At 62.9% G+C, this 20,589-nt stretch carries 16 protein-coding genes and 3 tRNA genes; 3 read left to right on the forward strand and 16 right to left on the reverse strand.

Annotated features, from left to right (window positions below; genetic code table 11):
* Window positions 1–48: 48 nt before the first annotated feature.
* The 4 genes from nhaB to AAGA68_20925 all read right to left on the reverse strand — a co-directional run bounded on the left by nhaB (window position 49) and on the right by AAGA68_20925 (window position 3,608).
* The gene (nhaB, locus tag AAGA68_20910; protein MEM9387529.1) at window positions 49–1,548 is read right to left on the reverse strand and encodes a sodium/proton antiporter NhaB; all 1,500 of its coding nucleotides are present in this window, start codon (window positions 1,546–1,548) and stop codon (window positions 49–51) included.
* Complete coding sequence (gene dnaQ, locus AAGA68_20915) at window positions 1,514–2,266, reverse strand: DNA polymerase III subunit epsilon (protein MEM9387530.1); 753 nt, start codon at window positions 2,264–2,266, stop codon at window positions 1,514–1,516. The genes nhaB and dnaQ overlap by 35 nt, the downstream gene beginning before the upstream one ends.
* Before the next feature lie 131 nt (window positions 2,267–2,397).
* The gene (rnhA, locus tag AAGA68_20920) at window positions 2,398–2,856 is read right to left on the reverse strand and encodes a ribonuclease HI (protein ID MEM9387531.1); all 459 of its coding nucleotides are present in this window, start codon (window positions 2,854–2,856) and stop codon (window positions 2,398–2,400) included.
* Window positions 2,853–3,608 carry a methyltransferase domain-containing protein gene (locus tag AAGA68_20925; GenBank protein ID MEM9387532.1) on the reverse strand — a complete coding sequence of 252 codons (756 nt, stop codon included), beginning with the start codon at window positions 3,606–3,608 and terminating at the stop codon, window positions 2,853–2,855. The genes rnhA and AAGA68_20925 overlap by 4 nt, the downstream gene beginning before the upstream one ends.
* A gap of 146 nt (window positions 3,609–3,754) precedes the next feature.
* Here AAGA68_20925 and AAGA68_20930 point away from each other — a divergent pair, with 146 nt between their 5' ends.
* Window positions 3,755–4,540, forward strand: coding sequence for an enoyl-ACP reductase (locus AAGA68_20930; GenBank protein MEM9387533.1), 786 nt, complete (start codon window positions 3,755–3,757; stop codon window positions 4,538–4,540).
* Between the two features lie 56 nt (window positions 4,541–4,596).
* On the opposite strand, the gene AAGA68_20935 is transcribed toward AAGA68_20930, so the two are convergent.
* The 11 genes from AAGA68_20935 to AAGA68_20985 all read right to left on the reverse strand — a co-directional run bounded on the left by AAGA68_20935 (window position 4,597) and on the right by AAGA68_20985 (window position 15,834).
* Window positions 4,597–6,495, reverse strand: a complete 1,899-nt coding sequence (locus AAGA68_20935; GenBank protein ID MEM9387534.1) for a SurA N-terminal domain-containing protein — start codon at window positions 6,493–6,495, stop codon at window positions 4,597–4,599.
* 240 nt (window positions 6,496–6,735) lie between these two features.
* Window positions 6,736–7,335 carry a PEP-CTERM sorting domain-containing protein gene (locus AAGA68_20940; protein MEM9387535.1) on the reverse strand — a complete coding sequence of 200 codons (600 nt, stop codon included), beginning with the start codon at window positions 7,333–7,335 and terminating at the stop codon, window positions 6,736–6,738.
* A 241-nt stretch (window positions 7,336–7,576) separates the two neighbouring features.
* A tRNA-Asp gene (locus AAGA68_20945) sits at window positions 7,577–7,653 on the reverse strand.
* Window positions 7,654–7,666: 13 nt separating this feature from the next.
* Window positions 7,667–7,742, reverse strand: a tRNA-Val gene (locus AAGA68_20950).
* A gap of 124 nt (window positions 7,743–7,866) precedes the next feature.
* Window positions 7,867–10,308, reverse strand: a complete 2,442-nt coding sequence (lon, locus tag AAGA68_20955; protein MEM9387536.1) for an endopeptidase La — start codon at window positions 10,306–10,308, stop codon at window positions 7,867–7,869.
* 143 nt (window positions 10,309–10,451) lie between these two features.
* Window positions 10,452–11,762 (reverse strand): ATP-dependent Clp protease ATP-binding subunit ClpX, encoded by a 1,311-nt coding sequence (clpX, locus tag AAGA68_20960; GenBank protein MEM9387537.1) that lies wholly within the window; start codon window positions 11,760–11,762, stop codon window positions 10,452–10,454.
* Between the two features lie 202 nt (window positions 11,763–11,964).
* Window positions 11,965–12,600 carry an ATP-dependent Clp endopeptidase proteolytic subunit ClpP gene (gene clpP, locus AAGA68_20965; GenBank protein ID MEM9387538.1) on the reverse strand — a complete coding sequence of 212 codons (636 nt, stop codon included), beginning with the start codon at window positions 12,598–12,600 and terminating at the stop codon, window positions 11,965–11,967.
* 33 nt (window positions 12,601–12,633) lie between these two features.
* Window positions 12,634–13,914: a trigger factor gene (tig, locus tag AAGA68_20970; GenBank protein MEM9387539.1), complete on the reverse strand. Its 1,281-nt coding sequence runs from the start codon at window positions 13,912–13,914 to the stop codon at window positions 12,634–12,636.
* A gap of 40 nt (window positions 13,915–13,954) precedes the next feature.
* Window positions 13,955–14,039, reverse strand: a tRNA-Leu gene (locus AAGA68_20975).
* A 99-nt stretch (window positions 14,040–14,138) separates the two neighbouring features.
* The gene (rraA, locus tag AAGA68_20980; GenBank protein MEM9387540.1) at window positions 14,139–14,627 is read right to left on the reverse strand and encodes a ribonuclease E activity regulator RraA; all 489 of its coding nucleotides are present in this window, start codon (window positions 14,625–14,627) and stop codon (window positions 14,139–14,141) included.
* A 13-nt stretch (window positions 14,628–14,640) separates the two neighbouring features.
* Window positions 14,641–15,834 carry a sulfotransferase gene (locus tag AAGA68_20985; protein MEM9387541.1) on the reverse strand — a complete coding sequence of 398 codons (1,194 nt, stop codon included), beginning with the start codon at window positions 15,832–15,834 and terminating at the stop codon, window positions 14,641–14,643.
* Window positions 15,835–16,329: 495 nt separating this feature from the next.
* On the opposite strand from AAGA68_20985, the gene fusA reads away from it, so the two are divergent.
* Window positions 16,330–18,414 (forward strand): elongation factor G, encoded by a 2,085-nt coding sequence (gene fusA, locus AAGA68_20990; GenBank protein ID MEM9387542.1) that lies wholly within the window; start codon window positions 16,330–16,332, stop codon window positions 18,412–18,414.
* Window positions 18,415–18,428: 14 nt separating this feature from the next.
* On the forward strand, window positions 18,429–19,007 hold the full coding sequence (locus tag AAGA68_20995; GenBank protein ID MEM9387543.1) for a biotin transporter BioY: 579 nt from the start codon (window positions 18,429–18,431) through the stop codon (window positions 19,005–19,007).
* A gap of 548 nt (window positions 19,008–19,555) precedes the next feature.
* Here AAGA68_20995 and AAGA68_21000 read toward each other — a convergent pair.
* Entirely contained in the window at window positions 19,556–20,584 is a 1,029-nt protein-coding gene (locus AAGA68_21000) for a hypothetical protein (protein MEM9387544.1), read from the reverse strand.
* Window positions 20,585–20,589: the final 5 nt, after the last annotated feature.

The raw sequence follows: 20,589 nt of genomic DNA on the forward strand, positions 1-20,589 counted from the left end.
CATTTCGACCCCCGATCACCGGCGATCGGGGGCGAGGAGCGGTGGTGTCTAGCCCAAAATCACGGCGATCAAGGCGACGATGGAGAGAACGATCGTGTACGGCAGGGCCAGCTGCACCATCTTCATGTAGGACAGGCGCAGGAGCGGAGCCAGGGCCGAGGTCAGCAGGAACAGGAAGGCCGCCTGCCCGTTCGGCGTGGCGACACTCGGAATGTTCGTACCGGTGTTGATCGCCACCGCCAAGGTCTCGTAGTGCTCGCGGCTGATCTCACCCGCCTTGAACGCCGCCTCTACCTCGGAGATGTACACGGTCGCCACGAAGACGTTGTCACTCACCATAGACAACACGCCGTTGGCGATGAAGAACAGGGGCGCCTGACTGTCGATCGGCTGATGCAGCACCCACTCGATGACGGGCTCAAACAAGTGCTGATCGTGGATCACGCCGACGATGGCGAAGAACACCACCAACAGAGCCGTAAAGGGCAGTGCCTCCTCGAACGCGTGGCCGATGCGCGACTCCTGAATGACCCCTGTGAACGCCGTGGCTAGCACGATCACGGTGAGTCCGATCAGGCCCACTTCCGCTAGGTGCAGGGCAAGCCCGATGACTAAGAACAACACGGTGGCGCCCTGCACCCAGAGCACGGCAACATCACTGGGCGTGCGCTTGCGAGTCTCTTCAGCATCGTACTCCTCCAACACGCGGCGCACATTGCTGGGCAAGGTGGCGCCGTATCCGGCGATGCGGAAATGCTCCACCCCCCAGCAAACGAACATCCCAGCGATCAGTACGGGAATCGAGACATAAGCCACAGCCAGGTAGAACTCGATGAAGTTCCAATCGAGTTTCTTGGCGATGAGCAGGTTTTGCGGCTCTCCCACCTGAGTCGCCACACCGCCAAGCGCCGTGCCCACCGCGGCGTGCATGACCAGCTGGCGAAGGAAGGCGCGAAACTGGTCGAGATCCGCGCGGTGGTTGTCACCCACATCGTGATCGGCCGTGTGGTCGTGGTCGTCGCTGTGGAAGTGCTTACCCGAGGCTACCTTGTGGTAGACCGCGTGGAAGCCTAGGGCAACGGTAATCACCACCGCGGTTACGGTAAGCGCATCGAGGAACGCCGAGAGTACGGCCGCCACCACCAAAAAGACCAGCGATAGGGGCTTCTTGCCCTTCAGGCCCAACACCAACTTCGTGAAGATGAACAGCAGCAGCTCACGCAAAAAGTAGATGCCCGCCACCATGAAGATTAGCAGCAGGATGACGGGAAAGTTGGTCACCGTCTCCTCGTAGACGGTGTGCGCAGACGTCATACCGATGACGACAGCTTCCACCGCCAGCAGCCCACCAGGCTGCAGCGGGTAGCAGCGCAGGGCCATCGCCAAGGTGAAGATGAACTCGCCGACCAGCAGCCAGCCGGCCAGACCGTGATTGATCTGGAAGACGATCGGATTGAGAATCAGGAATCCAACGATCGCCTTCTTGTACCAACCCGGCGAATTGCCGAGGAAGTTATCCCAGAGTTCCGCCGTGATCGAGTTCGCCATCGAGCTTTCCTTCCAACCGTCGCCAAACACTGGCACTGCCGCATCTACTCTCCAGGCCGTCGAGTCGAAGCTCGTGCGCCTGACGTTCTTGCTCAGTCGCCCGGCGCACCACGAGGGTGATCGCCGATCGATCGATTCGTCGTCGCGCACTCCCGGCGCTCGCTCCGCTGCCGTCATTGGCGTCGAGGGAAAGGGCAACCTGCCCGCCCGTCATCGCGAGATAAACGTCGAGCAGGATCTGCGCGTCTAGCAGGGCACCGTGCAGTTCCCGTCGGGAATTATCGATGCCGTAGCGACCGCACAGAGCATCTAGGCTGGCGCGCTGGCCCGGGTGCAGCCGTCGCGCCAGCAGCAGCGTGTCTCGCACGGGACAAAGCTCGCGCAGGGGCGCGTGCCCTCCATCCAGGCGCGCAAACTCCGCGTCCAGAAATCCGATATCGAAGTCTGCGTTGTGAATGATCAGTTCAGCACCGCGGACGAACTCCAAAAACTCGCTCGCCACCTCAGCGAAGCGGGGCTTATCCGCGAGGAAGGCCGCATCGATGCCATGCACGTCGACGGCGGCCCGGTCGATCTCCCGATCCGGCCGTAAGTACCGGTGGAAGGTACGGCCACTGCGCCGACGGTCGACCAGCTCCACGCAGCCGATCTCGATGATCTGGTGCCCCTGCTCGGGCTCGAGACCGGTTGTCTCCGTGTCGAGGACGATCTGACGCAAAGAACATACCTTTCCGGCAGCATCCCGCGCGCCGAGTATTCGTGGAGTTAAGACAAGTGGAGTGTAGCCCAGTCACCACACCCGAGCACGTGCGTTGGGTCGCGGATCGCTACGCCGCAGCTTAGTGGCCTTCAGGGCTGGCGAAGGGACCCGATCGCCTCACGCGCGAGCGTGTCAGCCCGCTCGTTGCCGGGCACCCCCGCGTGGCCCTTAACCCAGCGCCAGTCCACCTCGTGGGGGGCCATGGCGGCGTCGAGCAGTTGCCACAGATCCTGGTTCTTGACCGGTTTCTTCGCTGCCGTGAGCCAACCGCGTCGCTTCCAGTTCGCTATCCACTCCGTAATTCCCTGGCGCACGTAAGTGGAGTCCGTGTGCAGCACCACACGGCAGGGTCGCTTCAGCGCCTCCAGGGCGCGGATGGCGGCGAGCAGCTCCATGCGGTTGTTGGTCGTTTCTGGCTCCGCTCCGGAGAGCTCTCGTGTGGTGCCGTTGCGGGCGGTGAGCAGCGCACCCCATCCGCCAGGGCCGGGATTGCCGCTGCAGGCGCCATCGGTGTAGATCTCGACGTCTGCGTCGACGACTGCGTTCAACGGCGAGGCTCGCTCGGCGGCTTATCGAGTGCGGCAACGCCCTGACGCGGAATCGAGCTCACCAGCCCGCCAATGACGGCCTTCTTGGGGACCAGCACGGGCCGCACAGGGGTCATCGAGTAGACTCGCTTTCGCGCCGTCAGCAGGTAGCCACCCGCCAACATGCTCGGCCGCAGGGCGGGGCGCTGTCGTTCGAGGCGTCCCTCGCCACTCGGCACCACGTTGTGCACGGGCAAACGATAGCTGTGCCAAGCCACCCGTTCGATCTCGAACCCGAGCAGCTTGAGCCAGTCACTCAAGCGATGCTCCGCCACCAGGCGCTGAGCTCCTGCAAGGAATCGGCGGCGGGTGAGAATGTGCCGCGCCCCCCACAGACTCAAGGGATTGAAGCCCAACACGACAAGGCGGCCCTCACCGACCAGCACCCGTTCCGCTTCACGCAGCACCTGATGGGGCGAATCGTGCAGCTCCAACGTGTGCGGCAACACGACGACGTCCACGCTGGTCGGCGCTAACGCCAGCTGCGCGGGATCACTGTGTAGGGCGACCGTGTCCTCCTCCTCGCGTGATGCGATTACGCTGGCGTACGCGGTTCGGGCCTGTTCGATCAACGCGCCAGAGGGGCCCCACTGCCCGAGCTGCACAAGCTGCAGGCCGAACATGCGCCCCAACACTTCCGCCGTCAGCGCACACTCCTGCTCCAGCATCGCTTGGCCGAGGGGGCTTTCGAGCCACTGTTGCGGGTTGCTCACATTCTCTCCTGCGGACCCCTCGGGATCCCGGTGACTTGATCGAGAGTACGAGCATAGCAAGTCGCGCGCAGGCGCGTAGGCTGGCGGCACCGGCATCGGGCACGCCATACTGCGCGCTTTCCCTTGCAGTACACCTGAGGAATCACATGGCCATGATGGAAGGAAAACGGGCCCTGGTCGTAGGGCTCGCCTCCGAACGCTCCATCGCCTTCGGCATCGCCCGGGCGCTGCACGAGCAGGGCGCGGAACTCGCCTTCACGTTCCAGAACGACAAGCTCGAACCGCGTGTGCGCAAAATGGCGCAGGCGCTCGGGTCGACCCTGTGCTTTCCCTTGGACGTTTCGCACGACGAACAAATCGACCAGGTGTTCGCCGAACTCGGCCAGCACTGGGACCGTCTCGACTCGCTGGTACACTCGGTAGCGTTTGCGCCGAAGGAAGAGCTCCAGGGCAGCTTCGCCGAGCAGACCTCACGCGAGGGCTTTCGAATCGCCCACGACATCTCCAGCTACTCCCTGACTGCCCTGGTAAATGGCGCTCTTCCTATGATGAGCGAGCAGGGTGGCAGCGTGGTGACCCTGAGCTACCTCGGCGCCGTGCGCGCGGTGCCCAACTACAACGTGATGGGTCTTGCGAAGGCCAGCTTGGAAGCCAACGTACGGTTTCTGGCCGCGGACCTCGGGGCTAGGGGCATCCGAGTCAACGGTGTCTCGGCGGGGCCGATCAAAACGCTCGCGGCGGCGGGTATCGGTGGCTTCCGCAAGATGCTCACGCACGTCTCCTCGCACACGCCCCTACGACGCAACGTCACGATCGAGGACGTCGGCAATGCCGCTACCTTCCTGCTTTCGGATATGGCGGCCGGCGTGACGGGCGAAATCCTATACGTCGACGGGGGCTACAGCACCGTCGCCATGATGATGGACGACTAACGAAGTGATCAGGTCGGTCGTGTCGTCATGCGCGACCGACCCTCAGGCGCGATGTGCTAGGGAGTGACCCCGTCCTGATAGTCGCGGGCCACGAAGATGTCCGCCTGGTCGCGCAGTGACTCCACGAACACCTCGAACTCCTGGGTCGCTGCCTCGCGGGTAAGCTGTGCGCGCAAGCTGGCACCCTCCTCGGCCGACAGCTCGCCATCCTTCACGCCCGTGAGGCGATAAATCGCGTAGTTGCCGCCATACAGTGCGATACCGCCGACCACCGGCTCGCCACCCTCGGCCGGCTCGGGCTGAGCGAACACCTCGTTGACCAGCTGCGACGGCACGTCGCGAGAGCGACGCGTGATGTCGACCGCGAGCGCCGGTGCTTGCACGGATTCTAGCTCCTCCACGAGCGTCTCCAGCGACTCGCCATCGCGCACCCGCTCCTCGACCTCCTGCCCAAGCGCCACCGTGGCCTCCTGAGCCTTCTGAGAGGAGAGCACGGACACGATGCTGTCGCGAACGTCGTCCAGTGGCCGCAGACTCGCAGGCGTGCGATCGATCACGCGCACCGCCGCGAGGTGCCCGAACTTCAGTTCGATCACGTCGCTGTTCAGACCGTCTTCCAGTACGGGCGCGGAGAAGATGGCTTGTCGCACATCCGAGTTGGCGGCAACGGCAGCGCCCGCGATCTCACTGACGCCGGCCACTGTCTTCAGCTCTAACTCGAGCGCCTCGGCCGCGGGCTCAAGACTGCCGGCGTTCTGGAAGATCAGCTCGGCGAGTTCATCGCCGCGATCGATGAACAGGCCCTCGGCCCGTGCCTCGCGTAGGCTCGTCAGGATCTGCTCTCGCACCTCTTCGAAGGGCGTCAAGTCGCCACCGCGGACATCGTTCACCTTGAGCACGTGCCAACCGAAGCTAGTCTGCACCGGACCTGTCACCGCGCCAGCGTCGGTCGCGAAGGCAGCTTCACTCAGCGCCTCGTCGAGGCCCCTTGGACTGACCCAACCGAGATCGCCACTTACGATCGAAGCATCTTCCGCCTGGGCGGCGGCAAGCTCCGCGAAGTCGGCGCCGCCCTCGAGTTGCGTCACGAGCTCGGCTGCCAACTCACGGGCCTCAACCGGCGAACGTTCGTCCGTTCCCTCCACCAGAATGTAGCTAACGCTGCGCTCCTCAGGGGTGAGGTACCGGACCTCCTTGTCCGCTTCGTAAGCCTCAAGCAGCTCTGCTTCATCGATCTCGATCGACTGAGCGACGTCGGCGAGCAGCAGCTCTACGTACTGCACCTCTACCGTCTCGGCCTGCGTGTAGACGTCGGCGAATTCCTCGTATCGGGTTTGAATCTCCTGCTCGGTCACCTCGATCCCATCGCGCGAGCCTACGGGAATCTGGACGTAATCGATCGTGCGGGTCTGATTGGTCAGGGCCACGCGCTGCTGCACCTCAGCCGTGGTCACGAAGGAAGTCTGTTCGAGGGAGGCTAGAATCTGTCGTCGCTCGATGTCTTGGCGCACCTGCGCCTCGAAGCTGCTCGCCGTACGGTTGTTGGCGGCTAGCGCATCGAGGTAAAGCTGTCGGTCGAACTCACCGTCGAGCTGGAAGTCCGGTACCGAACGGATCTCCTCGGCAACCTGCGAATCGCTCACCCTGTAGCCGAGGCGCTGTGCGGCCTGCTCTACAAGAGTCTGGTTCACTAGTAAGCTGATGGAGTTCGTGCGCACCAACCGCTCTAGCTCTGGCGTCAGGGCGCCCTGGGAGCTCTGTGCAATTCGGTTCACGTTTTGGCGCACGAGCGCCTCGACCTGCTGCCGCGGGATCTCCTCACCGTTCACACGCATGGCGACATTCGCGCCTGCCGCGCCGAAGTCGATGCCGAAGAAGACGAAGGACAGGGCGATGGTACCGAGCAAAATGAATGCCACGGGCCCCGTGGCGTACTCGCGAAGCTGTTGGAGCATAGCGTTACGGATTCAACTGGTTAGACTGGATTTTTGGGGGTACTGACCCGCGCCGTGGTCACGGGGAAGACCGGCAACCTACACCAACGCCGCGCTGGGCGCCATAGACCACTCACGATCGACCCGCTAGTCGAGCGACCCACGGGTCCTGAAAGCAACACTGCCCCGGCACGAAAGCACCGAGGCAGTGTCGAGAAGCGCTCCGCTGGCGGGTAGGCGCCCGCCAGCAGGAGATACCCGCTAGGCTGCGCGGCGGCGCGCAGCGCCCATGGCCAACAGGCCGAGACCGAACAAAGCGAGCAGGCCAGGCTCGGGAACCTGGGCGCGAATGCCGGCCACGCGGAACCCTTCGCTGCCCGCGAGGCCCTGGATCGTAAAGACGCTGCCTCGTGTCCCAAAGCCGCTCACATCCACCGACTGAAACAGCTCCAGGTCGGGGGTGATGTTGAAGGTCCCCGCGATCACACCGTCGACGAACAGGGCGAAGGCCACTGGCTCGTTGTTGTCGATCGTGTCGAAGGTGATCACGCGTAGCAGGGTCACCGGCGCCGGCGAGAAGGAGAGCACCAAGCCCTCGCCCACGCCTATACGGTTGCCCTCGGCATCGGCGTTGCCCGCCACGCCCAGGCCAGTGTCGCCATTGATGTGAATGGCTTGCTCAACGCCGCCGCGAGAGCCCAGGATAGTGACATCGACGCCATTGCTGGAGTAGGTCAACGGGCCCGAGGCCTCACGGTTCCCCATGCCGTCAGCAAAGCCGTATTCTAGGAGCGCCGCGTGGGCGCTCGCCCCTAAGAGCGAAACGCCGATCACAGCGAGTTTTGCGATAGTCCTGATCATCTTGGTGCCTCCAATGGCGCTCTTGCGGCGCTTCCGGCGTGATTCGAAACCAGCTTATCCCTAGCAGACTTCATGCCAAGTCGACAGCTGATTGTTTTTAAAAGAATTTTCTGAAATCACTGCCCTCATCACTCGCCGGCTGTAAAGAGATCCGGCAGCTACGCAATCCATTGAAAGCACCCAGCTTCTGCCGACCGAATAGAAAAAGGCCCGTGAGTGTGGGACTCACGGGCCTTAGCATTGGCGGAGTGGACGGGACTCGAACCCGCGACCCCCGGCGTGACAGGCCGGTATTCTAACCAGCTGAACTACCACTCCTGAGTTGCAACGATGGTGGGTGCTGAGGGACTTGAACCCCCGACCCTCGCCTTGTAAGGGCGATGCTCTCCCAACTGAGCTAAGCACCCAGGGACTGGATCAGACCGCCCTCTTAGGCGGGCTACACTGCGTTACCCAGTGCAACCGAGCGGCGTAGTGTACGGCATGCCCCCATGGATGGAAAGCCCGCGTTCACACCCTAAACGGTGACCTCTAATGGGGCCGTGCAGGGCCTCCCGCGGCCGGATCCTTACGCTTGCGGGATGAGCTCTTAACCGCACCCGACTTAGGGTCACTCGCCGCCGTCGTGCCCGGATGGTGCACGAGAGCGACGTCCAACACCTCGTCGATCCAACGCACCGGATGGATGTCGAGCTTGTCGGTGATGTTCTTTGGAATGTCCGCGAGATCCTTTCGGTTCTCTTCGGGAATCAGCACCACCGTGATGCCTCCACGGTGAGCCGCCAGGAGCTTCTCCTTGAGGCCACCGATCGGCAGCACTTCACCGCGCAGGGTGATCTCGCCGGTCATGGCAACGGTGGCCTTGACCGCTACCCCCGTTAGCGCCGACACGAGCGCCGTACACATGGCAACTCCGGCGCTGGGCCCATCCTTCGGCGTTGCTCCCTCGGGCACGTGCACGTGCATGTCGACCTTTTGGTGGAAGTCCTCTTCGATGCTGAGCACCTTTGCCCGAGACCTCACCACCGTGAGGGCAGCTTGCACGGACTCCTGCATGACATCGCCGAGCTGACCCGTGTGCGTCAGCTTTCCTTTGCCTGGAACGACCGCCGTCTCGACCGTGAGCAATTCACCGCCCACCTCGGTCCAGGCAAGACCGGTAACCTGCCCAACCTGATCGTTCTCTTCGGCGCTGCCATAGCGATAACGACGCACGCCAAGGTAGCCATCCAGAGAGTCGGGCTTGACCTTCACCGCGGACTTGCGTGGTTTGAGCAATAGCTGCTTAACCACCTTACGTGCCACCTTGGAGATCTCTCGATCGAGGTTGCGCACGCCCGCTTCGCGCGTGTAATAGCGAATGATGTCGCGCAGGGTCGCATCGGAGAACTCGAGCTCACGCGAGTGCAGGCCGGATGCCTCAAGCTGCTTGGGCACCAGGTAGCGCGACGCAATGTTGAGCTTCTCATCCTCCGTGTAACCGGGGATGCGGATTACCTCCATGCGATCAAGTAGTGGTGCCGGGATGTTGAGGCTGTTCGCGGTCGCAACGAACATCACTTCGGAGAGATCGAAGTCCACCTCAAAGTAATGATCGGCGAAGGTGTGGTTCTGCTCCGGATCTAGCACTTCGAGGAGGGCCGACGATGGGTCACCTCGGAAGTCCATGGACATCTTGTCGATCTCGTCTAGGAGGAAAAGTGGGTTGCGCGTTCCCACCTTCGCGAGATTCTGCAGAATCTTGCCCGGCAAAGAGCCGATATAGGTGCGTCGATGGCCGCGGATCTCCGCCTCGTCGCGCACTCCCCCGAGAGACATGCGCACAAATTTGCGATTCGTCGCCCGGGCGATGCTTTGGCCGAGGGATGTCTTACCCACCCCGGGTGGGCCCACCAGGCAGAGAATGGGTCCCTTCGGCTTCTTTACCCGCTGCTGCACAGCGAGGTACTCGACGATCCGCTCCTTCACTTTCTCCAGCCCGTAGTGATCGGACTCGAGCACCTGTTCCGCCTCCGCCAGGTCGCGCTTGATGCGCGAGCGCTTCTTCCAGGGGGCCTTGAGCAACCAGTCGATGTAGTTGCGCACCACGGTGGCTTCCGCGGACATGGGCGACATGAGCTTCAGCTTACCGAGTTCGGCTAAGGCTTTCTCGCTAGCATCCTTCGGCATACCCGAGCGGTTGATACGATTCTCCAGATCCTGCAGCTCATTGGGGGCATCTTCCATGTCCCCGAGCTCTTTCTGGATCGCCTTCATCTGCTCGTTGAGGTAGTACTCGCGCTGACTGCGCTCCATCTGCTGCTTAACGCGCCCGCGGATGCGCTTCTCGATCTGCAGTACGTCGATTTCGCCCTCGATCAAGGCCAGCACCTGCTCGAGGCGCGCGCGAACGTCCGGCACTTCGAGGATCTTCTGTTTGATATCGAGCTTGAGCGCCATGTGAGCGGCGATCGTGTCCGCTAGGCGGCCCGCCTGCTCGATGCCTTGCAGAGACGTCAGAATCTCCGGCGGCACCTTCTTGTTGAGCTTCACGTACTGCTCGAACTGAGAAATCACCGCCCGGCTCAGGACTGTGGTCTCACGGGCATCCGAGTCGCCGTGCTCCTCGATGACAGTCACGCTAGCCGTGAACATCTCGCCCACGCGCATCTCTTCGATGCGGGCTCGGTCGCGTCCCTCCACCAACACCTTGACCGTACCGTCGGGAAGCTTCAGCAGCTGCAGAATGTTGGCGAGCGTCCCAACCTCGTAGAGGTCTTGGGGCGTCGGCGCATCCACGTCCGCCTGCTGCTGAGCGACCAGCAAGATCTGCTTGGTCGACTGCATGGCGCGATCGAGTGCCTCGATGGACTTCTCCCGACCGACGAACAGCGGGATGACCATGTGCGGATACACCACCACGTCGCGTAGCGGCAGCACCGGCACGTCGTCAAGGTTTTCGTAAGGCAATTCGGATCCGTCTTCGGATGACACTTAAGGGGTCGCTCCTGGTGACACTTGGGTCGATGCGGTAATCCCACCGCTGCTCGACCGAACAAAAACATGGAGCTCGGGGTGCCGGCCCCCGCCTTCGGAAACGAGGCCCGCTCCCAGAGCAGGCCTTACATTTTGCAGACCTAGCGGAGGTTCGCCGACGAACCGGTTCCCGTCGGGGCGGAGGTCGACTGCGAATCTTCCGATTGGTAGATGATGAAGGGCTTGGTCTCGCCCAGCACTACGGCCTCGTCCACCACGCACTTGCTCACGTCGTTCATGGTGGGCAGGTCGTACATGATGTCGAGGAGGACGTTTTCGAGGATCGTCCGCAGGCCGCGGGCGCCGGTCTTACGCTCCATCGCGCGGCGAGCTACGGCGAGAAGGGCGTCATCGCGGAACTCAAGCTCTACGCCTTCCATCTCGAACAGCTTGCGGTACTGCTTGACCAGCGCGTTCTTGGGCTCGACGAGAATCGATATGAGCGCGTCTTCGTCGAGCTCCTCCAGGGTCGCGACCACCGGCAGGCGGCCCACGAACTCCGGGATCAGCCCAAACTTGATCAAGTCCTCTGGCTCGGTCTCGTGCAAGAGCTCGCCCACGCGACGCTCGCTGTCTGTGCTGCGCACGTTGGCAACGAAGCCGATTCCGCTCTTCTCAGAGCGATTTAAGATGACCTTCTCGAGGCCGGCGAAGGCACCGCCGCAGATGAACAAAATATTTGAGGTGTCGACCTGCAGGAACTCTTGCTGAGGGTGCTTGCGTCCGCCCTGCGGGGGCACGGAGGCTACCGTCCCTTCGATCAGCTTCAGCAACGCCTGCTGGACGCCCTCGCCCGAGACGTCGCGAGTGATCGAGGGGTTGTCGGACTTGCGCGAGATCTTGTCGATCTCGTCGATGTACACAATGCCCGTCTGGGCCTTGTCTACGTCGTAGTCACACTTCTGCAGAAGCTTTTGAATGATGTTCTCGACGTCTTCGCCGACGTAGCCCGCCTCCGTAAGCGTGGTCGCGTCCGCGATCGTAAAGGGCACGTTGAGCAGGCGAGCAAGCGTTTCTGCTAGCAACGTCTTACCGCAGCCCGTCGGGCCGATCAGCAGGATGTTGCTCTTGGAGAGCTCGATCTCGTCTTTGCTGCGATCGTTCATTCGGGTCTCTAGGCGCTTGTAGTGGTTGTACACCGCTACCGAAAGCACCTTCTTGGCCCGCTGCTGGCCGATCACATACTCATCGAGGACCGCCTTGATCTCGTGCGGGGTGGGCAACTTGTCCGTGCTGGCTTCGCCGCGCTCCTCCATCTCCTCGCGGATGATGTCGTTGCACAGTTCGACACACTCGTCGCACACGAAGACAGAAGGCCCGGCAATGAGCTTGCGCACCTCGTGCTGGCTCTTGCCGCAGAACGAGCAGTACAGCAGTTTGCCGTCGTCGTTCTTGCCACGGTCGTCCGCCATCTTCTACCTCTCTTGCCGATGTCGCGGCCGCACACGCGGGGCCGCCACCGTGTATATAGCACGTCGGGTCAGGCGGGCAAAGCTGCCGGCCCGGTCCGGTATCGAGCATCCGAACTGGATCACACTTGGGGAAATATGACCGCGCGCCAGGCGGCAAATTCGCCCCCTGCGACGGGTCCCCCGCCCCAGCCCCAGCGCTGCCTCAGGACTTCTCCTCAGTCGGCAGCTCAAAGCGGTCTGTCAGTACGCGATCCACGATGCCGTAATCTAGCGCCGCGGCACTGCTCATGAAGTTGTCGCGGTCCGTGTCCTGCTCGATTCGATCCTTCGGCTGCCCCGTGTGCTTCGCCATGATGGCGTTGAGGCGCTCCTTGAGCGTCAGCACTTCCCGGGCGTGGATATCGATGTCCGAGGCCTGGCCGCTGAAGCCGGCGCTCGGTTGGTGAATCATGACGCGAGAATGAGGCAGTGAATAACGCTTGCCATTGGCGCCAGCGGCGAGCAGCAGGGCCCCCATGCTAGCGGCCTGACCGAGGCAGATCGTGCTCACATCGGGCTTGATGAACTGCATCGTGTCGTAAATCGACAAGCCGGCGGTCACCGAGCCGCCCGGCGAGTTGATGTACAGGTGGATGTCCTTATCCGGGTTTTCGCTCTCGAGGAACAGCAGCTGGGCCACGATCAGGTTGGCCATGTGATCCTCGACACCACCGATGCAAAACACCACTCGATCCTTGAGCAGGCGGGAGAAAATATCGTAGGAACGTTCACCGCGGGCCGTCTGTTCGACCACGATGGGTACGAGCTGCGCCGTCGCGTCACCAGCACCTTGTGTCATTCGCTTTTCCTCTGCTCCTAAGGGCGGGGTCGTTTAACCCTGCATCAACTCGTTGAACGGCACGGTGCGCTCGTTCACTGTGGCCGTCTCCAACAGCGTATCGACCACCTGCTCTTCGAGCACGTAAGACTCGATGCTGCGCATTATATCGGGGTTCCCTCGCGAGGCGCGGACGACCTGGTCAGCATCTGGGTACTCCGCTGCCAGCTCTTGCAGGCGCGCTTCGACCCGCGCCGGGTCTGCCCGCAGCTCCTTCGCGCGAATCACCTCGTTCACCAGCAACCCGAGCTGCACCCGCTTTTGCGCTTGCGGCTGCAGCTTGTCCGGCTCGGGCAGCTGCTCGTCAGAGAGATGGTGACGCTCCTTCATGTCTTCAAGCATGCGCTGGATTTCTTCCTGCACGAGGCTCTGCGGCACCTGCACGGGGTTTGCTAGCGCAAGCGCGTCGAGGAGGCGCATCTTGAGGTCACCACGACTCTTCTTCTCCATCTCGCGCGTCATGTTGTCGCGCACGTCACTTCGCAAGGTCTCGACACCGCCCTCCGTGATGCCATAGGCGAGGCAGAAGTCATCATCGATCTCGGGCAGGGACTGCTCCGCCACCTCCGTGACCTGCGCCTCGAACTGCAGAGTCTTGCCGGCAAGTTCCTCAGCGCGATAGTCCCCGGGGAAATCGACAGGGAAGCTGCGGTCCTCCCCTGCGGCAGCGCCCGTAAGCCCCGCCTCGAAGCCATCTAGCATCTGACCACCGCCGAGTACGAAGGTGTGATCCTCGCCCTCAGCACCCTCCACGGCCTCACCGTCCAACGTGCCCTTGAAGTTGACCGTTAGGCGATCGCCCTCGCCGGCGCTACGCTCCACCGCATTCCACTCGGCGCGCTGCTCGCGCAGGTTCTGCAGAACGCGTTCCACATCGGCGTCTTCGACCGTGGCGGTGACGCCCTCCACCGCCAAACTCTCCAGACCATGCAGTTCGATCTCCGGGTAGACCTCGAAGGTGGCCACGTAGGCGAGGCCCTCCCCTTCGCCGTCCGGTTCGATCGTCGGGCCGCCGGCCGGACGCAGCTGCTCCTTGGTGACCGCCTCGGCGAAGCTCGAACGCATCAGGTCGTTCACCACTTCGGCCCGCACCTGCGATCCGTACTGCTGACGGATGACTTTCATCGGTACCTTGCCAGGACGAAAGCCCTTGATCTTGGCGTTCCTACCGTAGGAGCGGAGCCGCGTCTCGATCTCCTTTTCGATGTCTTCCGGGGGCACTTCGACGCGCATCCGGCGTTCGAGATCGCCCGTGCTTTCCACAGAGACCTGCATGGGTAGTTGTGTTTCCTTCAATGAGGTGATGGTTGGAGAATGGTGCGAAAGGAGAGACTCGAACTCTCACGGGTTACCCCACTGGAACCTAAATCCAGCGCGTCTACCAATTCCGCCACTTTCGCATCGGGGACGTTTTCTTCGCAGGACACGCCCGCCGCACCGGGGACCCGGTAGCGATCCACCAGTGTAACACGCTGATGATCTGAATCGGGGCGACGGAACTAGTGCAGGGCGCCTTCGCTCACCACGACACCGTCCTCGTCCGCATAGAGGTAGTGGCCTGGACTGAAGGTCACCCCGGCGAAGCGAACCGGGGCGTCGACCAAGCCCTCACCCCGCTTGTCGGTCTTGGCGGGGCAAGCGCCTAGCGCCTTAACGCCAAGCGACATGCCGGCGATGGCTGCGCTATCGCGGATGCACCCGTGGATGACCACGCCCACCCAGCCGTTGGCGACCGCATCCGCGGCCAGCAAGTCGCCTAGCATCGCCCGCTGCAGGGAACCGCCCCCATCGACCACCAACACACGCCCTGCACCAGGGGACTTCACCGCCTCGCGCACGCGGGAGTTGTCCTCGAGCGCCTTCACCGTGCTGATCGGCCCGTGGAAACGGATCCTTCCACCGAAATCGCGAAACACAGGAAGGGCAATCTGCAGGCGATCCCCGTGATCGTCGAACAGGTCGGCGGTGGCGAAGTCCTCTTCAGTCATGGGCGCTCCTGCACTAGCGCACGAAGGTGGCGTACTCGGCGAAGGCGTCGGCAACCGCACCCTCGTCCAGACCGTAGTCCGCGAGCGAGTAGGCGTGGCGGCGTGAGGGGTGGCTTGCCCGCTCCTCGGCCAGATAACGCTCCATAGCCTGCCGCGCCTCGGTGGCTAGGTCGAGATCAGCCGCAGCGTAGACGCGTTCGACACACGCCATCGGATCCGCCATGAGATCGGAGTAGTCGATATCGATAAAGCGATCGGCGGGTGAGCGGCGCCGGGCCTCCACGTTACGAGCAAGGGCGTCGCGCAGGTAGCGCAGGGCCAGCTCGCCGACCTTGTTTGGATCCACCTTGGTCATGATCGGACCGTGCGCGGCAGCGGTCAGGCTGCAGTAAGACGCCACGCACTTCACCGGATCCCGGTGCTGCTGCACGATCAGCGCGTCGGGAAAGACCGCCAAGATCGCGTCCACCGCCCACATGTGGAAGGGGGTCTTGAGCACCCACCGCTCCCCCGGGTACCACCACTGGAGCAGGCGGAGCTGGTCAGCGTAGATCTCGTAGGCCTGCACCCATTCTCGTGCCGGCCGTGTGTCCAGCCAGTCGAGGTAGCCGCCGCACGGACCGTAGAAGATGAAGGAATGCGACATGAACGCGGTCTCGAGCAGGCCGAAACACTCCTCCGGCACATCCACGCCAGACGGGTGAATCGTCGCCAACTCCGGCGTGAACTTCTCCCGCGCCTCGATATACTTGCGCGCCTGCTCTACGCGGTAGTCCTCCTCGAAGTAGGCCAGCTCACCGCGATACTCTGGCGCGGCCGGCGGCGCCTGCAGAGCTTCCCACAGCCGGGGTGTACGGGCGCTGGTGTCCTGCGCTAGGAGACGGTGCAGAAACGTAGTGCCGGTTCGGAAGGGCGCCACGAGGAAGATCGGCTTCTCCAGCCGCTCCGCCGCGATCTCTGGGTAGCGGCGGCTGAACTCGCGTAACCGCACGCGTTTGACCAGGGTCTCGAGCACCATCCGCTGCGCGCGGCGCCGGCCGATAAAGTGGAGCTGATCAGAAGAGGCTGTCAGCCCGTCGCACAGGGCCTGAAAGGCGGGCGTCTCCAAGTACGACGCGTCATCGACGCCAGCCTCACGGCGGGCCGATTCGATCAATTCGGCGGAGTCGAAGGGCCCCGCGTCGCGCGCAAGTTCGCGTTTTGCCATTCTGCTTGTGGTTCCTGGGCGTCGACGAGCCGCGGCAGTCTGCGGCAAAGGCTGGTCGAACACCAGCTACCACGAGACCATCAGGGGGATGGCGCCGCACCTGCGACACGCGGTCCCATACACCGTCCTAGCGCCTTGGGTTTTACCCGATTCGCGCGCGCTTCGCCGCGACCTGCGCAGCGTTCCCGGGTACCGAGTCGGTGCCCCTTGAATCAACCGCTGTTCGACGCCAGATCGTGCGCTGCGTCATAATCATCCCCCATTCCTGGCAGTCTAGCCCAGCGGCGCGGAACTGCTTTGCTTGCAAGCCACCGCGGGGACGTTAAACTTCGCCCCGCGCGAGGGATGACCCACCGCCCGCTCCGGGGCTTGGGCGCATCCAGCACCCGGGGCCGTCGTCCGGCCGACAGGACCAAAGGCCGCCTCCCGACACCGACACGCGAGAACCCAAAGGATTCTCACAGCGTGGCGGCTAACCGTATTAGAGAAAAACCCATGACAGACCTCACCCGCTATCGGAACATCGGCATCTTCGCTCACGTGGACGCCGGTAAGACCACCACCACCGAGCGAATCCTCAAGCTCACCGGGAAGATCCACAAGATCGGTGAGGTGCATGACGGTGCGGCCACGACGGACTTCATGGAGCAGGAGCAGGAGCGGGGCATCACGATTCAGTCCGCTGCCACCACCTGTTTCTGGAATGACCATCGCCTAAACATCATCGACACCCCGGGGCACGTGGACTTCACCATCGAGGTGTACCGCTCCCTGAAGGTGCTTGACGGTGGCGTGGGCGTGTTCTGCGGCTCCGGCGGCGTGGAGCCCCAGTCCGAGACCAACTGGCGCTACGCCAATGACTCGGAAGTCTCCCGTATCATCTATGTGAACAAGCTCGACCGCGTGGGCGCCGACTTCTTCCGCGTGGTGAAGCAGGTGGAAGACGTGCTGGCGGCCAACCCGCTGGTCATGACCCTGCCGATCGGCATCGAAGATAACTTCACCGGCGTCATCGATCTGCTGACGCGCAAGGCGTGGGTATGGGATGACTCGGGCGACCCGCTCAAGTACGAGCTGCAGGACGTGCCGGAGGACATGAAGGACCAGGTCGAGGAGTGGCGCGAGAAGCTGGTGGAGACCGCCGTCGAAGTAGACGAGGACGTGATGTCCGCTTACCTGGAAGGCGAAGAGCCGGACGTCGATACGCTCAAGCGTTGCATTCGCCAGGGCACGATCAACCTCGACTTCTTCCCCACCTTCTGCGGCTCCTCGTTCAAGAACAAGGGCGTGCAGCTGGTGCTGGACGGCGTGGTGGACTACCTGCCGAGCCCGACGGAAGTGAAGCCCCAGCCGGAGGTGGACCTGGAAGGCAACGAGACTGGCGAGCTGGCGCTCGTCGATCCCGAGCGCCCCCTGCGCGCGCTCGCATTCAAGATCATGGACGACCGCTACGGCGCCCTGACCTTTACCCGTGTCTACTCGGGCACGATCAACAAGGGCGACACGATCCTCAACACCTACACCGGCAAGACCGAGCGCATCGGTCGCATGGTGGAGATGCACGCCGACTCGCGTGAGGACATCGATCGCGCCCAAGCTGGCGACATCATCGCCATCATCGGCATGAAGAACGTGCAGACCGGGCACACGTTGGCGGACCAGAAGAACCCGGCGACGCTAGAGCCCATGGTGTTCCCCGATCCGGTGATCTCCATCGCCGTGGCGCCGAAGGACAAGGGCGGCGCCGAGAAGATGGGCATTGCGCTGGGCAAGATGATCGCCGAGGACCCCTCCTTCCGCGTTGAAACGGACGAGGAGTCCGGCGAGACCATCATGAAGGGCATGGGCGAGCTGCACCTGGACATTAAGGTGGACATCCTCAAGCGCACGCACGGCGTGGAAGTGACCGTCGGTAAGCCGCAGGTGGCCTACCGCGAGACCATCACTAAGCCGATCGACGATAGCTACACGCACAAGAAGCAAACCGGTGGTTCCGGTCAGTACGGCAAGATCGACTACACGATCGAGCCTGCCGAGACCGGCACGGGCTTCGAGTTCGAGTCCAAGGTGACGGGCGGTAACGTGCCGAAGGAGTTCTGGCCGGCGATCGAGAAGGGCTTCCACTCCAGCCTTGAGAAGGGACCGCTTGCCGGTTACCCGATGCTCGACGTGAAGGTCACGCTGATGGATGGTAACTACCATCCGGTGGACTCCTCGGCGATCGCTTTCGAGATCGCGGCTAAGGCAGCCTATCGCCAGTCCATGCCGAAGGCCGGCCCGCAGCTGCTGGAGCCGATCATGAAGGTGGACGTGTTCTCGCCGGACGATCACGTGGGTGACGTCATCGGTGACCTCAACCGTCGCCGCGGCATGATCAAGTCCCAGGAGCCCGGCCCGACCGGCGTTCGCGTGAAGGCTGACGTGCCCCTGTCGGAGATGTTCGGCTACATTGGTGATCTGCGCACCATGACCTCCGGGCGTGGCCAATTCTCGATGGAGTTCGCGCACTACGCGCCGTGCCCGAACAACGTCGCCGAGACGATCATCGCCGAAGCCGAGGAGCGCAAGAAGGCCTCCTAATCGCGGGCAGCGGCATGCTCGGTAGGCTCGTGCTAGGCCCGCTCCTGGGCCTGGTCATCTCGATAACTCTCGGCGCCGCTCTCATCGCAGGCGGCGCCGAGATCCGGCTCTCCCTTCCCGGCACCTCGATTCCGCAAACGCTGCAGACGTTGGCAGTGCTCCTGGTCGGTGGACTGTTCGGGCCCTTCGCCGGGGTGTTGGCCGTGCTCGCCTACCTCGGCTTAGGTGTCGCGGGAGTACCTGTTTTCGCCGACGATGGGGCAGGGTGGGCGCGCCTTACTGGCCCCACGGCTGGCTACCTGTGGGGATTCGTCGGCGCGGCCGCTGTCATGGGCCTGTGGCCAGTGCGACGGTCCATCGCCGGCCTCGCCACCCTGCTGCTCGGCGCCCTCCTCGCCCATACGGTTGTCTTGGCGGCAGGATGGTGGCACCTTTCTCAAGCGATAGGTTACGTCAACGCCTTCGAACGCGGCGTGGAGCCGTTCCTCCTCGGCGCCCTCGCGAAGTCCGTCGCCGCAGCGCTGCTACTGTGGATCTGGCGCCAGATCCGTACGCGGCTGCGGGTGCCAAGCTTTTTGCTCCCACCTGTTTGACTCGCAAGGCCGCGCACGCATCATCGCCCACGCCCTCGATGGATATGGATGCTGATCTGCCTTGCGATTCCTGGCATCAACCACGCTCAACCGACCGCGACCTACGCACGCGCGCCGCCCGGAAACGCGCTGAACGAGCAAATCGCGCGGGCACTACCAACGGGCTCTTCCTTAACGGATACCAGCTGCCTGACGCTGACCCGAAAGGGCGCAGCAAGCACGCCAAGTACAGCGTATTCTCGGGCCGAACCCTCGGCACGGGCGATAGCTGGGTGAGCAGGGCCCTGGAGAACGTGCTGTGCACTGGGCGTACGCGAGCGACCTGGGCGGAGTTCGGGGAGCTAAGCGCCGTGGATGCCACGATCGACGCGACTCGGCGCGCCAATTCGCTTGGAGTTTCTTCGCAGGCCTCGAATCACTCTGTGGGTGAGGCACCCTTCGACGACCTTAGGTTTAACTTCGGTCATGGGCCGAGCCGTGGCATCAAAGATCACTTGCGTCTTGCCGTGGGCTCTCGACAACGGCACAGGGCAGCCCGGCGAGGATACTCAGTAGCTGCGTACGGTGACGTACACCATCGTTTGATTGAGCAACTGGTAGGCGATCTCCCCAAAGGTCATCGGCCCAGTTATCTCCCCCGTACGCTTACCCTCGAGCTCCGAGTACAAGAAATTGAGGATGCAGTTGCACGAGAACACCGCGTCCCCTTCGAGCTCGGGCACGGCCGCCGTAAAGTCCTCTACGTAGTTGTGCAGGGGCGAGGCGATCCGGTACTTGACGCCAGCGAACACCGGCGCATAGAGGTGCACCGTACGGTCCGTATCGTTGAGTTCTTGGAAGGAGACATTGATCATCGCACCCGAGTAGTCAGCGACTAAGGGGTAACGCGTATCGATATCGTGCTCCTTCATGTAGTCGTAGAAGTTGCACTGAACACCGTTGACCAGGCAGTCCTTCACGCTGAATCCAGTCTCGCTGAACTCGAACTCATCGCCGTCACCCTGGCGCAGGGTGTTCACGATCCCCACCTCGGCGTAGCGCCCCGCCGGTAAGGTGATGTGCATCACCACCGCCTGATCGTAGGATTGGCTTCCCAGCACACCGTTGAATACGCTTGGACGCACTGTGCCAAGGTCATTCAAATGGACGCCTGTAATCCAGCCAACGACAGGCTTAAGGAACATGTCCTCAAAGTCCGGCGCCTCGCGCGCGTACCGCAGGTGAGTCTCGGAGCTGGCCGGAATCAACAGCACCGTTAGGCCAGACTCAGGCGAGTCGGCGGCGACGCGGTCAATGTTGGTGCTGTCGTAGAAGCGGATTTGAATGGACGCGGCGATCGCGGGGTCAAGCTCGCGCACGTATAGGCGCTCGCGCGAGATATTGCCCCCCTCGCGAGTCATGAAGTAGGGGATCGAACCTCCGATCCATCGCCCCTTGGGCAGGGCTGCCAGAAGGCTCTCGTCACCCGCCAGCCAGAGGATCCTCCCCTCGTTGATCGCCGCGGACACTTCCTCCACGGTAGCGAGCCGGGAATCGATTTCGCTGCGGGGCGAAGCGGTACGCTGTGCTGGGTCCATGCTTC

The sequence above is a fragment of the Pseudomonadota bacterium genome (assembly GCA_039193195.1).
Lineage (GTDB): Bacteria > Pseudomonadota > Gammaproteobacteria > Steroidobacterales > JBCBZW01 > JBCBZW01.

Coding starts and splice junctions, on each gene's coding strand:
- AAGA68_20930 (MEM9387533.1), top strand. CDS start 3,755: ATGGCCATGATGGAAGGAAAACGGGCCCTGGTCGTAGGGCTCGCCTCC.
- AAGA68_20985 (MEM9387541.1), bottom strand. CDS start 15,834: ATGGCAAAACGCGAACTTGCGCGCGACGCGGGGCCCTTCGACTCCGCC.
- fusA (MEM9387542.1), top strand. CDS start 16,330: ATGACAGACCTCACCCGCTATCGGAACATCGGCATCTTCGCTCACGTG.
- AAGA68_20935 (MEM9387534.1), bottom strand. CDS start 6,495: ATGCTCCAACAGCTTCGCGAGTACGCCACGGGGCCCGTGGCATTCATT.
- AAGA68_20995 (MEM9387543.1), top strand. CDS start 18,429: ATGCTCGGTAGGCTCGTGCTAGGCCCGCTCCTGGGCCTGGTCATCTCG.
- clpX (MEM9387537.1), bottom strand. CDS start 11,762: ATGGCGGACGACCGTGGCAAGAACGACGACGGCAAACTGCTGTACTGC.
- rraA (MEM9387540.1), bottom strand. CDS start 14,627: ATGACTGAAGAGGACTTCGCCACCGCCGACCTGTTCGACGATCACGGG.
- clpP (MEM9387538.1), bottom strand. CDS start 12,600: ATGACACAAGGTGCTGGTGACGCGACGGCGCAGCTCGTACCCATCGTG.
- nhaB (MEM9387529.1), bottom strand. CDS start 1,548: ATGGCGAACTCGATCACGGCGGAACTCTGGGATAACTTCCTCGGCAAT.
- AAGA68_21000 (MEM9387544.1), bottom strand. CDS start 20,584: ATGGACCCAGCACAGCGTACCGCTTCGCCCCGCAGCGAAATCGATTCC.
- AAGA68_20940 (MEM9387535.1), bottom strand. CDS start 7,335: ATGATCAGGACTATCGCAAAACTCGCTGTGATCGGCGTTTCGCTCTTA.
- tig (MEM9387539.1), bottom strand. CDS start 13,914: ATGCAGGTCTCTGTGGAAAGCACGGGCGATCTCGAACGCCGGATGCGC.